The following is a 12,686-nucleotide window of genomic DNA, read 5'->3' as shown; positions in this document are numbered from 1 at the left end:
TTCGCGCGCTCTATCGTGTCACAGGAGCAAGTCATGTTATTTCGCCCTGACCGCCTGGAACGTTTGGCCTGGATCGCAGATCAGGTGCGTTTCGCCACTCGCCCTTCAACGGATCTCGTGTCCGCGATTGCTTCGGAGATATCTCACGACGACACCAACGGTTCAGTGCGGATACCTGCAGAGATCGCGAGACTGATTGCAGCCGATGCATGGATCGATACAGCGCTGGGTCTCATCGCCCGCGAGATGCCGCAGTGGAAGCTGCGCCGCCTCGCCTATGATGACGGCGAATGGCACTGTACGTTGTCACACCTGCGCGAGTTCCCCGAATGGCTGGACGACGGAATTGAGACCCATAATCAAGATATTGCGCTCGCGCTCTTCCACGGGCTAGTCGAGGCGGCGCGGCAGCAGCCGGTAAAAGCTCGCCCGCCGACCGCGCCACGCATCCGGATCAACCCACTCAATCCGATATGGTGCGATAACTTCGCTTGAATCCGCACCGATTGGCAATCATCCGTCCAAGCAAAGGCCGGCGGACTAACCCTCCGTCGCGCGCGGGCCGATCCGCACCTGAACATCGCGCGGCTTGGCCAGATATGGCGATGACGTCACCACGACATCGGCCCCGGCCTGCGCATAGACAGCAACGTTGCCTGCGTTGATACCACCCGCTGCTGCGATGATCGGCCGATGTTGCATGGTCGATAGTTGCGCGGCCAGGGAGACAATTTCAGTTGGCGCAAATTTCTCCGCCTGGATCACGTCGAACCCAGCCTCAGCGGCGGCGAGCGCCGCCTCCACTGTCGTGATTTCGATGACAAGCCGCTTTTCCGGCGCTGCACGGCGCAACCGCGCTGCCACAGCTGCAAGAGGTTCATCGCCAAGAAACGCGCGATGCTCCGGAAACACCAGCACCGTCTCCGATAGGCCGAGACGATGCATCACCGCGCCGCCTGCTTTCACCGCGGCGACCGCAAAGTGTTTCGTGCCTGGTGTGTTCTTGCGCGTGCAGGCCACCACGACCCAAGGTGCCACGGCTGTCGCCGCATCAACGATCGCGCGGGCGTCTGTCGCGACACCCGACCATATTTCAATCAATGTCTGCGCCACCTTCCAGCTCCGCAGCAAGGCGGCCGCCGAGCCATGTGCGGTCAGGATCGGCGAGCCTCGGTCCAGCGCGCTTCCCGAACCGGCATGAAGGTCCACCCGGCCCCCGGCGACCTCGATGATCGCCGCTGCATCCTCAGCCAGCGCGAGGATCATCGGATCCCGCGCAGTGAATTGCATTGAGCCGGGCGCAACGCCGATGCCGAGCGCGTCGGTTGTCAGGTCTCCATAAGGGACGTCGTCAAGGAGGAGCGCCTCGAGCTCCGCGCGCGATGCAATTGTTGGCATGGGCCCCGTCCGCTTTGGCTATGACTCTGAATGTGCGCCCCGCTAACGAAATGGCAAGCCACCGTACTCGCCTGCTGGCCGCGTCCAGTTAGGGACATTGATGTCGGCCTTGCGACAAAACCAGGCGAACACGGCGGAGCCATCCGCAAGAATGCCCATCGACTTGCTGATAAGCAATCCGCAGACCATCACAGCGGCGGCACGTTGCTTGCTGGGGACAAGCCACCGTAAGATGATTTGCAGACCACCCGTGAGAGACGCCATGACATCTGATTTTCAGGACATCAATCTGAATCATCTGGCCGCAATTCTCTATCGTCCTGCAGACGACGTTGACAGATTGCTCGCCGACTTTGCCGGCGCCCTGTTGCGAGACGGCCAACGCGTCGGCGGCATTGTGCAGCGGAACCTGAAGGATGAAACCGGCCGTTCAAACGGCATGCATGTCGTCGATCTCATGACTGGCGGCGAGATCTCGATTTGCCAGCCGCTCGGCAGCGGTGCCATGGCATGTAAGCTCGACCCCGCGGGTCTTGCTGACGCGTCTCTCGCTGTTTCACGCGCAATTGCTGGGGACGTCGCACTCATCATCGTCAACAAGTTTTCGAAGCAGGAAGCCTCCGGACAAGGCCTGCGGGATGAACTCGCCGAGGCGATCATTGCCGGGGGGCCCGTGCTGACAGCGGTTCCGGAAAAATGCTTCGACGCCTGGAAGAATTTCACCGGAGACCGCGGCACGACCCTGTTCTGCGCGCCGCATGTCGTCGAACAGTGGTGGCGGGAGGTGTCACTGCGACGAACGGGTGTGCAAGCCGCCATGCAATATCCGGGTCCTATTTCCCAATCATCACATCCGACGACTTGATCACCGTCGAGACACTGTCGCCGACTTTGAGGGCGAGCTCATCAACTGCCTCGTTGGTGATCGACGATGTGACGGTCAGCCCCGACGCAAGCTCGACCTTCACATGCGCGGTGGTCGATCCCTTGGTCAACGCAACGACCTTGCCGGGTAAGATATTACGTGCGCTGAGCTTCATGTTTGCAATCCTGTTTCTTCCATCGCTATTCATGCAGGGGCGATAATATCGTATTGCGAACGGCTGAACCCGCCAAGCCGTTTTGAACATCAATGTTTTCCCGCGAAACAAGCATTGTTGCATTTCCGACAAAGCGGAAATTGCCGAATATATTCGATGGCATATCGCTTGCATCCTCGTGGATGAAGCCCGCCAAGCGCATATCCCATGGAGTCGAAGATGCTCGGAATTGGAGACAAGCTGCCATCATTCACCATTGTCGGTGTCAAGCCCGGCTTTCACCAGCAGGAGGAAAAAGGACAAAGCGCCTTTGAAACACTGACGGAAGAGAGTTTCCCCGGAAAGTGGAAGATCATTTTTTTCTATCCGAAAGACTTCACATTCGTCTGCCCAACCGAGATCGCCGAGTTCGCACGGTTGTCCAAGGATTTTGCCGATCGCGACGGCGTTGTGCTCGGCGGTTCGACCGACAATGAGTTTTGCAAGCTCGCCTGGCGGCGCGAGCACAAGGATCTGCATCACTTGCCAATCTGGCAGTTCGCCGACAGCAAGGGATCACTGGTCGATGGGCTGGGCGTCCGCTCTCCCGACGGGGTCGCCTATCGCTACACGTTCATTGTCGATCCTGACAACGTCATCCAGCATGTCTATGCGACCAATCTGAATGTCGGGCGGAGTCCGAAGGACACCTTGCGTGTGCTCGACGCGCTGCAAACCGACGAACTCTGCCCCTGCAACCGCGAAGTCGGCGGCGAAACCCTCAAGGTCGCGTGAGGCTCGCATGCCGATCGAGGCACTAAAGAACAGAATTGCGGATTTCGCCAAGGACGTCAGGCTTAACCTGACATCCATGGCAGCCGACGAAACCCTGTCTGAGCAGACCAAATATGGGCTCTTCCTCGCCTGCGCCATCACGACACGCAATCCTGCTGTCATTGCCGCCATGGAAGCAGCCGCCGCCGACAAGCTCACCCCTGCGGCCATTACGGCCGCGAGATCGGCCGCGTCGATCATGGCGATGAACAATATCTATTATCGTTTTGCGCATCTGGCATCGAACAAGGAATATGCCACGATGCCCGCGCGGTTACGTATGAACGTGATCGCCAATCCCGGTGTCGACAAAGCTGACTTCGAGCTGTGGTCGCTGGCGGTTTCAGCGATCAACGGCTGCGGCGCCTGCATCGATGCCCATGAGAAGGTCTTGCAAGAATCCGGCGTCGTATCAACAATGATCCAGACGGCTGTCCGCTTCGCCGCCATTATTCAGTCGGTCGCCATCGCTATCGAGGCTAGTCCTGTTGAGCTGGCCGTCGCGGCAGAGTGACCGCAAATACTCCGGGCGCACCAACACCGGGACATTGCAAAACAATCAACCGAACTTGAACAGCACGCCATAGCCACCGCGCGGATAGCTCCATTCGATATCGCCACCCGGCTCGCCGATCACTCGGCAGGTGCCGCATTCCACACAGCCATCGACCGTGACTTCCACCTGCCCCTTGTCGTTGAGTTCATAGCAGCGCGCCGGGCAAACCTTAAGCAGGGTGAGAAGCGCGGGCGTCGGGGCGGTATGAGGCCGCACCTTGATATGAGCGCGGCCCGCATCGACGAGATAGCGGTTGTAGAACAGTTTGTCCTCGACACGCACTGACGGTTCGGTCGTCATTTCGATCTCCTTCGCTAGGGCCCGGTCAGAAGTCCGCCTTGCCGTTCATCGCCATGCCCGGGCGAGGCGGAACGCGTCGCCGAACAAACCCGTCCATGACCGCGCTTTGACGAACGAGCGCAGCGTGGTCTTCTCTTTCTCGGTCTTTGGCGTACCGTCGACCCGCACGAAATTCTGCATCGCCTTGGAGACAAGCTGCGGATAGGTGAGAAAGAAGTTCTGCGACTGGATATGCATCAACTGCGGCATATCCTTGTACTTCTTCAGATCCTTGATGACGAAGGAATCGTCCAGCATCTTCTTATAAAGTGCGAGATTCTGCGCTGTCATCGGATCTCGCCGTGACTTGATCTGGAAGATAGCTTCCGCGGCAATACGGCCGGAGGTCATGGCGAGATTCGAGCCCTCGCGATGAATGGCGTTGTTGAGCTGGGCCGCGTCACCGACCACAACCCAGCCTTCGCCATAAAGTTGAGGGATCGCGTTGTAGCCCCCTTCCGGGATGAGATGAGCGGAATATTCCTTGACCTCGGAACCTTCAATCAGCGGTGCCACGGAAGGATGCGTCTTAAATCGCTCCAGCAGTCCATATGGCGTCTCGCCGGTGCTCTGGAAATCGGCCACAAGACATCCAATGCCGAGCGACACGCATTCCTTGTTCGCGTAAATGAATCCCATGCCAGTCATGCCGCGCGAAATGGTGCCGGCCGCCTCGATCACCGTGCCTTCATCGCCCTTGAGGTTGAAACGCGCTTCAATGGTCTCGCGCGGCAGGAAGTGCATTTCCTTGACCGCAAGCGCGACATTGTCGGGCCTTGGAATATTTCGCAGATGTGCCCGCGTGCCGAGCAGCCCGTTGACACCTTCCGCCAGCACAACGACATCCGCATGCACTTCGCCGTCGTGCCGATCGGTGCGCACCCCGATCACCCGGCCGTAAGCGTCCTGCACCAGCTCCGTCACGGTGGTTTCGCACAACACGACCGCGCCTGCCTCCCGCACTTTGGAGGAGAACCACTTATCGAACTGCGCGCGGATAATGGTGTAGCGGTTGGGCCGCTCCTCGTTGAAATCCTCGGAGCGATAATGCAGCCCGACATGGGCGCGATCGTCCATCATCCAGAAGCGCTGCTCCACCAGGTGACGTTCGAGCGGCGCGTCCTCGCGGAAATCCGGAATCAATTTTTCCAGCATATCGGCGTAAAGGATCGCGCCCTGGACGTTCTTCGATCCGGAATACTCTCCACGCTCAAGTTGCAGCACTTTCAAACCGCGCTGGGCGAGCGTCAGCGCGGCAGCGTTTCCGGCCATCCCGGCGCCGACGACGATCGCATCGAATCTTTCCTCGATCATGGTACGCTCCTTTAGCTGGCGATCCGGTCGCGCGAATGCGGTGACAGGCGCGCACGGAATGCCTCAGTCAGCGCCGGCAGCAGCCGGATCGCGTCGGTGATGATTCCGACATGGGCGAAATCAAAAATCGGCGCATTCTTGTCCGTGTTGATCGCGACGATGAGGTCGGCGCCTTCCACGCCGACCCGGTGCTGAATCGCTCCCGAGATTCCGGCGGCGATGTATAGTTTCGGCCGGATGGTCTTGCCGGTTTGACCGATCTGCCGGTCGGATGTGACCCAGCCCTTCTGTACCAGCGGACGCGAACAGCCATACTCCGCGCCGAGCACAGTCGCGAGCTGACGCACCAGCTGGAAGTTCTCCGGCGATCCAAGCCCAAGGCCGCCTGCGACCACAACGTCCGCGTAGGCAAGGTTCGAATTGGCGGATTCACGATCCGGCAGGAACGACAGCACCTTGGTGACGATATCTGCCTCGACGAGGCCCAGCGGATGACTGACGATTCGCCCGGCCGGGCGCTCGACGCGCTCCGGCATCTGCATCACGCGCGGACGCACCGTCGCCATCTGCGGCCGGTAGTTCAGCGTGTAGATCGTGCACATCAGCGACCCGCCGAAGGTCGGACGCGTTGCCGCAAGTGAGCCGTCGGCATCGACGTCGAGCGCGGTGCAGTCCGCGGTCAGGCCGGTAAGCAGCGTAGTTGCCACCGAGCCGGCAAGATCGCGGCCGAGCGTGGTGGCGCCGAGCAGCAGGATCTCCGGCTTGTAGGCGTTGACGACGTCGGTCAGCGCCTTGGTATAGGACTCGTTGCGGTAGTCGGCGAGCAAATTGTCGGCGACGACATATGCGAGATCGGCCCCGTAACAGAAGGCTTCCGCCGCGGCCTGTCGCGTGGCCTCGCCCTCCGGCCCGATCACCACGGCGGCAAGTTCGACCTTGAGCTTGTCGGCGAGCTGGCGGCCCGCGCCCATCAGCTCCCACGAGACCGGATGAACCTGACCGCGCTCCTGCTCGATGAACACCCAGACGTGCTTGTAGCCTTTGAAGTGCTCCGGCAATTCCTTCTTGGTAGCCGCGCGGCCTGCTGTGGATGCGGGTGCCTTGGTTGGTTCGCTCATCTTCGTTTTCCCTCAGAAACCGCGTGCCAGCGCGACCAGTTCCGCTTCAAGCTTGGGCTGCCGTTTGAAGATGTCATCGATCAGCGCCTCGGCCGGCGGCCGGTTGCCAATGTCGATCATGAACGCCTTCTCAGCGCGCGGCGCCGGGGCGAACACCCGTTTCACAATGGTCGGCGACCCCCGCAATCCGCATTTCGAAATATCTTCGACACCCGCGTCCTGCGCGCTCCATTTGACGATCTCGGATCGTGCAGCACGCAAAGCGTCGGCCATTGCGCCGCGCCGGATATCGTTGGTCGCTTCCAGCATGCTGATCAGACAGGGCAGCTTGGTGCGCAGCACCTGCACGCCGCCTTCGGAGCGCCGCTCGGCCTCGATGGTGCGGCCTTCGAGGTCGAGCGCGCCGATCTTGGCGACGTAGGTGAGTTGCAGCAAACCCAGGCGTTTGGCGATACCGGGACCGACCTGGGCGGTATCGCCATCGATCGTCTGCTTGCCGGTGAAGATGATATCCGCCGCGCCATAGGTCTCGGAGATTTTCCGGATGGCCGTGGCCAGCGCGTAGGTCGTCGCCAGGGTATCGGCACCGGCGAAGAAGCGATCCGTCAAGAGCACGGCGCGATCGGCCCCAAAGGTCAGCGCCTTGCGTAGACTGTCCTCAGCCGATGGCGGCCCCATGGTCAGCACAGTCACTTCACCGCCGAGCTTGTCGCGGAGTTCAAGCGCCGCTTCGAGGGCAAATAGATCGTACGGATTGATGATCGTCGGCACGCCCTGACGCATGATCGTATTGGTAACCGGATGAACGCGGATCTGCGCCGAATCCGGAACTTGCTTGATGCAGACGACGATGTGCATTCGATTGCTCCGAGCCTGCCTGATGGCCCCGAGAAGAGATTAGCAAGTGTCGTACCAATCCCATTCGCGGTGAAATATTGAAGTTCACACAACGACTTGGAAGAGTGGCGCAATCACTTCGACGGGTCGCCGACAGAACAAGTGCGACGTGCGTCGGAAATGCGACAGATGCGCAATGTTTGACGACAACGACAGTCGCCACATGTCGTTTGATATAGGTCAAACGCCACAGCACCAGCAGCGGTGCAGCGAAAGCTGCGCGCTTATCTCAACGCGTACCTATTTCAATGTGGAGAGTGGAACGAAGATGCGAGGCTTTGGCGGCGCAACGGCATCCTTCAGAACCTTGAACACGCGCTGATCCAGAGGGGAAGATGCGATGAAATCGGCATAGGCCTGTTCAAGGAATACTTTGCATCGCTGAGCGACGTCTGCGTCGGACAGTCCGGCAAAATCCTCGCTGACGAGATACTGACCCATGCGGCGCAGAATATGCAGCCGTACCACGTTGACATGTTTGGGATCGTAGTCAACGCCAAGGATCGCGAAGAAGTCCTCGGCGGAGGACGCCTTGTTCAGTTGTTCAAGCGTGCCGACAGGCGCGCTGCCAGATACCGGAGAGTCATTCATCTCTAATCCCCTTCATCAAGCTCGTTCGGCGGCGCGGAGGCCGGAGCCGACCGCATCCTTGTCGTCCCCGGCCGGACCACGACCATCGCGCAAGCGCTTCTGCAAATGCGCGAGCCGCGCCTCGAGAAATTCAACACGATCCAGCACAACGGAGATCGCTTCGCCGACCGGATCCGGCATCAGATGGTGGTCGAGATCGATGTGCCCCACAACGCGGCGATGGCTCAGTTGCGGCCGCACCACCTTGGCGGGAATGCCGACCACGGTCACTTCCGGCGGCGTACTCTCGATCACCACCGAATTCGCCCCGACCCGGGTACCCTGCCCGACGGTGATCGGTCCGAGAATTTTTGCACCTGCCCCCACCACGACACGATCCTCGAGGGTGGGATGGCGCTTGCCCGGGAACCACGATGTCCCACCCAGCGTTACGCCGTGGTACAACGTGACGTCATCGCCGATTTCAGCGGTCTCACCGATGACAACGCAGGCCCCGTGATCGATAAAAAACCGGCGCCCGATTGTTGCAGCCGGATGAATATCGACATTGCTCAGAAAGCGACCAACCCACGACAACAGTCGCGCCGAAAACCGCCAATCGGCCCTCCAGCAACGATGGGCGATACGATACCAGATCAGGGCGTGGACACCAGGATAGGTCAGCAGGGTTTCCAGTTCGCTGCGAGCGGCGGGATCCCGCTGACGGACGCAGCCGACATCTTCCCTGATCAATTGTGACAGCGAATGCTCGGACAGCTGGGTGTCCGCTGCCGGACCGCTCACCGCAAAATCTACAACATCCGACATCTTCACCTCACGCGCAGTTTGGAAGGTGCCGGCCGCACACTTCACGCCAGATTTGCGCAACGGTTTCGCGTGCAACAGGACCCTTGTGGGAAACCGCATACTCTCGCACGCGAGCAAGAATGCCCTTCATTTCGTCCGTGTTCGCAGGCAAATGCAGATCGGAGAGCAACGACGTGATCGCGGACAAGCCGGAATGCTTGCCGATGACAATGCGATTGGATCGGCCGAACAACAACGGGTCGAGCGACTGATAGGTGCGCTGGTCCTTCAGCAGGCCGTCGACATGGATACCCGATTCATGAGTAAAAATATGGTCGCCCACGATCGCCTTGTTGGGCGGGATGCTACGTGCCGCAGCCGCGGCGACAACGGCGGCAACGTTGCCGAGTTCAGACAGCACGATACCGGTGTCCCGCCCATACAACTGCCGAAGAGCGACCGCCACCTCTTCGAGTGGCGCATTGCCGGCGCGCTCGCCCAGTCCGATCACCGTGACCGAGGCATGGGTGGCTCCCGCCTTGATAGCCGCAAGAGTATTGGCTGTGGCAAGCCCGAGATCGTCATGGCCGTGAAACTCGAGTTCGAGGTCGCTCGTCGCGCGCAACGCCGCCATCAGCGCGTAGCTTGAATCCGGATCAAGCACGCTGAGCGTATCGGCGACACGAAACCGGCGCGCCCCGGCAGCCTTTGCGGTGGCGACGATCTGGATGAGAAAATCGAGATCGGCGCGAGACGAATCCTCTCCGCCAACCGCAACGGCCAGGCCCTTACTACGCGCGTATGCGACGACGCGTTCGACCATCCCGATCACCGTCGCGCGTTTGCCGCCGAGTTTCGCTGCGATCTGTATATCGGAGACGGGGACGGAGACGTTGACCATGGACACGCCTGCCTCGATCGCGGCATCCACATCTTCCGTCCGCATCCGGCACCATGCGATCGTGGTGAGCGGCAACTCCGCTTCGACAATGGCCCGGATCGCCGCGATTTCATCTCGCCCCATCGCAGGCGTACCCGCCTCAATCTCCGGAACGCCGGCGTGCGCCAGCGCACGCGCGATGGCAACCTTTTCAGCCATCGTGAACGCAACGCCAGGAGCCTGTTCGCCATCGCGGAGCGTCGTATCGTTGAGGACGACCGGCGTGGCTCCTGCCGTCCCGAGAGGACGGCCGACGTAGACTCCATCATCGGGTGGCGGCTGCACGATCATTCAATCCTCGCCACGGCAAAGGCTCCATTGGAGACGGCGATACGGCAATCGCGAAAAATGGTTCGCGATACCCGCTTCGACATCTCATGCAGAGCAACCCGCGTGCCATCCACTTGACCGTACTAAATCGATGATAAAACGGGAGAATCCTCAAACATTACCAATTGTCGGAATCACGACAGCGTCGCAAAGACGACGCCCCTGCCAGTGGATTCCCAAAGCCGATTGCAAGCCGGTGCGGCGATTCTGACTGGATCGGATTATTGGCCGTGACGAGAGGCGAGCAAGCCAGATACGGAAGCACGCAAATCAACTCTGCTTGCGGCGCAGGTGGACGACAATATCGACCCGCGAGATTTCGTGACCGGGCAAGGGCTCCGGCAAATTTTCGATCACAGTGTCCGGTCCCGGAATGTCGAGCAGGCGATCCTCACCATCAACGAAGAAATGGTGATGAGCGGTCGGGTTGGTGTCGAAAAACGATTTGGAGCCGTCCACGCCGACCCGGCGCAGCAAGCCGGCGCACGTGAACTGATTCAGCGTGTTGTAAACGGTCGCCAGCGAGATATGCATATTGGCTTCGGTCGCCTCGGCGTGAAGCATTTCAGCGGTGATATGACGTCCGCCTTGAGCAAACAGAATCTCGCCCAGCATCAGGCGCTGACGCGTCGGCCTCAGACCGGCTTGGCGCAGCACATTCTTGCAGTCATGCTCGGAGCAGGACTCACATGCCTCAAAGATGAGATCGGATGCTATCTCGGCCCCGGCCCCACCGGGCCGGGAAGGAGCATCAACAAGAGGCATTGTCATCGTCATATCCATCACTCCGCACGCGAGAACTGCGCAGCTCCAGAGAGGTCCGACGCTGGCACCTGCAAGGAAACGTCCCGGCGGCGTTCCGCCATCCGGCTCTCACCGCTTTCGTCACCGAAACAAAGATCGAAGTCGTTGCAATTGGTGCAGACCGGCGTTCTGCACATGACCAAGCCGTCGTCCTCGCACAGCATGCGATAGAAGAAACGCTTCCATCGCATGTTCCTGGTGTTGCGGGCGGCGAGCGACCCGAAGTGGCGCGCAAGCAGCCGCGACAATTCGGAACGGTCGCGCAAACCGAGATCTTCCCAAAGATGGTTCGGTTCTATCGCCCGCCGGGCAATCATCGCGGCAAGCCAACGTCCCGCGTCGCCCTCGCTTGAACGCTGAGCCAGCAGAAGGTCGCGCACCATGATGACCTCGTCATCATCGATTTGACCAGCTTGCGCGACCCATGATGCCACAGCCTCATGGGTCAAGGGAAACCACTGTGCGATCAATGCTCCAAGATCGCCGACAGCGAGACCCGCACGCTCGGCAACAGAACCACCTTCCATCGCGGCGACCGAGAGAATCGAAGCGAGGACATGCCGGTCGAAACTTTCGTCGTCTTCAATGATTGCGTCGGCCGGATCGCTTCCGGTGAGCATGCGATAGGCTGCGGCTGCATTGCAAAAAATATTTTCCGGCTGCACCATCGGAAAGACCGAGGCCGATAGCGGGTCGATTGAATGTTCGCGCGGTGTCGGACTGATCACGATGCGCTCCAAACACTTTTCGCCTGCCCCCTGACGCCGGCCCTTGAGGGCCGGCGTCGGTGGCAAGTTCGGATCACGCCGACATAGCGGCGAGTTTGTCTGCGGCGAGTTCTGCGGCGGTTTTTCCGACCACGGATTCGTCCACCGGCTTCATGATGCCGTGCTCCATCAGCATGTCCTCGAGCTCGTCCATGGTGATCGGGGTCGGGATGATGCCCTTGCCCTGGTTGGCATGGATCCGCGTGGCCAGCGTGCGGTAATGCTGGGCCTGAACCGAGTCCGGCGCATATTCCAGCACCGTCATGCGCCGCAGCTCGGCATGCTGCACGATGTTGTCGCGCGGCACGAAGTAGATCAGGTGCGTGCCGAGCTTCTTGGCCATCGCCTCGGCCAGTTCCAGTTCCTTGTCGGTCTGGCGTTCGTTGCACACCAGCCCGCCGAGGCGAACACCGCCCGAATTGGCGTACTTCAGAATGCCCTTCGAGATGTTGTTGGCGGCATACATCGCCATCATCTCGCCGGACATCACGATGTAGATCTCCTGCGCCTTGTTCTCGCGGATCGGCATCGCGAAGCCGCCGCACACCACGTCGCCCAGCACGTCGTAGGAAACGTAGTCGATGTCCTCATAGGCGCCGTTCTCCTCGAGGAAGTTGATCGAGGTGATGACGCCGCGGCCGGCGCAGCCGACGCCGGGTTCCGGACCGCCGGACTCGACGCACTTGATGTCGCGGTAGCCGACCTTCATGACCTCTTCGATCTCAAGGTCCTCGACGCTGCCGGCGGCAGCCGCCAGGCTGAGAATGGTGTCCTGCGCCTTGGCATGCAGGATCAGCCGGGTCGAATCCGCCTTCGGGTCGCAGCCGACGATCAGGATGCGGTGACCCATCTCCGCCAGCGCCGCCAGCGTGTTCTGCGAGGTGGTCGACTTGCCGATCCCTCCTTTGCCGTAAAATGCGATTTGTCGTAATGCCGCCATCTTGCTCTCCATGAACCGATTGCCAATGAGTCCGCGTGTCTGCGCGAGACTGT

The 12,686-nt window shown here is 60.3% G+C and carries 17 protein-coding genes; 4 read left to right on the top strand and 13 right to left on the bottom strand.

From position 1 onward, the window contains the following. Positions 1–33: 33 nt before the first annotated feature. Entirely contained in the window at positions 34–495 is a 462-nt protein-coding gene (locus LVY71_RS19870) for a hypothetical protein (RefSeq protein ID WP_235101629.1), read from the top strand. Positions 496–540: 45 nt separating this feature from the next. Here LVY71_RS19870 and modD read toward each other — a convergent pair whose 3' ends face one another. Next, entirely contained in the window at positions 541–1,398 is an 858-nt protein-coding gene (gene modD, locus LVY71_RS19865) for a ModD protein (RefSeq protein WP_235101628.1), read from the bottom strand. A gap of 151 nt (positions 1,399–1,549) precedes the next feature. Between modD and LVY71_RS19860 the strand changes: the two genes are divergently transcribed. Beyond that, positions 1,550–2,263 (top strand): DUF2478 domain-containing protein, encoded by a 714-nt coding sequence (locus LVY71_RS19860; RefSeq protein WP_349629915.1) that lies wholly within the window; start codon positions 1,550–1,552, stop codon positions 2,261–2,263. Here the strand turns inward: LVY71_RS19860 and LVY71_RS19855 are convergent. Both LVY71_RS19855 and LVY71_RS19850 read right to left on the bottom strand, forming a co-directional pair. Then, the gene (locus LVY71_RS19855) at positions 2,232–2,438 is read right to left on the bottom strand and encodes a TOBE domain-containing protein (RefSeq protein WP_235101627.1); all 207 of its coding nucleotides are present in this window, start codon (positions 2,436–2,438) and stop codon (positions 2,232–2,234) included. The two genes, LVY71_RS19860 and LVY71_RS19855, sit on opposite strands and share 32 nt — an antisense overlap. 25 nt (positions 2,439–2,463) lie before the next feature. Then, a complete protein-coding gene (locus LVY71_RS19850) occupies positions 2,464–2,634 on the bottom strand; it encodes a hypothetical protein (RefSeq protein WP_235101626.1) in 171 nt (56 codons plus the stop codon). 23 nt (positions 2,635–2,657) lie between these two features. Between LVY71_RS19850 and LVY71_RS19845 the strand changes: the two genes are divergently transcribed. Further along, positions 2,658–3,212, top strand: a complete 555-nt coding sequence (locus LVY71_RS19845; RefSeq protein WP_235101625.1) for a peroxiredoxin — start codon at positions 2,658–2,660, stop codon at positions 3,210–3,212. A gap of 7 nt (positions 3,213–3,219) precedes the next feature. Next, complete coding sequence (gene ahpD, locus LVY71_RS19840) at positions 3,220–3,765, top strand: alkylhydroperoxidase, AhpD family (RefSeq protein WP_235101624.1); 546 nt, start codon at positions 3,220–3,222, stop codon at positions 3,763–3,765. 45 nt (positions 3,766–3,810) lie between these two features. Here the strand turns inward: ahpD and LVY71_RS19835 are convergent, their stop codons facing one another. The 10 genes from LVY71_RS19835 to nifH all read right to left on the bottom strand — a co-directional run bounded on the left by LVY71_RS19835 (position 3,811) and on the right by nifH (position 12,633). Further along, positions 3,811–4,107, bottom strand: coding sequence for a ferredoxin family protein (locus LVY71_RS19835; RefSeq protein WP_235101622.1), 297 nt, complete (start codon positions 4,105–4,107; stop codon positions 3,811–3,813). A gap of 45 nt (positions 4,108–4,152) precedes the next feature. After that, positions 4,153–5,460: an FAD-dependent oxidoreductase gene (locus LVY71_RS19830; RefSeq protein WP_235101621.1), complete on the bottom strand. Its 1,308-nt coding sequence runs from the start codon at positions 5,458–5,460 to the stop codon at positions 4,153–4,155. 11 nt (positions 5,461–5,471) lie between these two features. Beyond that, a complete protein-coding gene (locus LVY71_RS19825; protein WP_235101620.1) occupies positions 5,472–6,578 on the bottom strand; it encodes an electron transfer flavoprotein subunit alpha/FixB family protein in 1,107 nt (368 codons plus the stop codon). A 12-nt stretch (positions 6,579–6,590) separates the two neighbouring features. Continuing rightward, positions 6,591–7,436, bottom strand: coding sequence for an electron transfer flavoprotein subunit beta/FixA family protein (locus LVY71_RS19820; RefSeq protein ID WP_235101619.1), 846 nt, complete (start codon positions 7,434–7,436; stop codon positions 6,591–6,593). A 279-nt stretch (positions 7,437–7,715) separates the two neighbouring features. Beyond that, positions 7,716–8,066: a nitrogenase stabilizing/protective protein NifW gene (gene nifW / locus LVY71_RS19815; protein WP_235101618.1), complete on the bottom strand. Its 351-nt coding sequence runs from the start codon at positions 8,064–8,066 to the stop codon at positions 7,716–7,718. 15 nt (positions 8,067–8,081) lie between these two features. Then, a complete protein-coding gene (cysE, locus tag LVY71_RS19810) occupies positions 8,082–8,873 on the bottom strand; it encodes a serine O-acetyltransferase (protein ID WP_235101617.1) in 792 nt (263 codons plus the stop codon). Between the two features lie 7 nt (positions 8,874–8,880). Then, entirely contained in the window at positions 8,881–10,083 is a 1,203-nt protein-coding gene (gene nifV / locus LVY71_RS19805; RefSeq protein WP_235101616.1) for a homocitrate synthase, read from the bottom strand. Positions 10,084–10,392: 309 nt separating this feature from the next. Next, the gene (gene irr, locus LVY71_RS19800; RefSeq protein ID WP_349629914.1) at positions 10,393–10,899 is read right to left on the bottom strand and encodes a Fur family transcriptional regulator Irr; all 507 of its coding nucleotides are present in this window, start codon (positions 10,897–10,899) and stop codon (positions 10,393–10,395) included. Positions 10,900–10,904: 5 nt separating this feature from the next. Continuing rightward, positions 10,905–11,594 carry a nitrogen fixation protein NifQ gene (locus LVY71_RS19795; RefSeq protein ID WP_235102181.1) on the bottom strand — a complete coding sequence of 230 codons (690 nt, stop codon included), beginning with the start codon at positions 11,592–11,594 and terminating at the stop codon, positions 10,905–10,907. Between the two features lie 133 nt (positions 11,595–11,727). Continuing rightward, on the bottom strand, positions 11,728–12,633 hold the full coding sequence (nifH, locus tag LVY71_RS19790; RefSeq protein ID WP_235101570.1) for a nitrogenase iron protein: 906 nt from the start codon (positions 12,631–12,633) through the stop codon (positions 11,728–11,730). Between the last annotated feature and the right edge of the window lie 53 nt (positions 12,634–12,686).

This window comes from Bradyrhizobium sp. G127 (assembly GCF_021502575.1).
Taxonomy (GTDB): Bacteria; Pseudomonadota; Alphaproteobacteria; order Rhizobiales; family Xanthobacteraceae; genus Afipia.
Note: the sequence above shows the minus strand (reverse complement) of the source record. Positions and strands in the feature narration are given on the sequence as shown.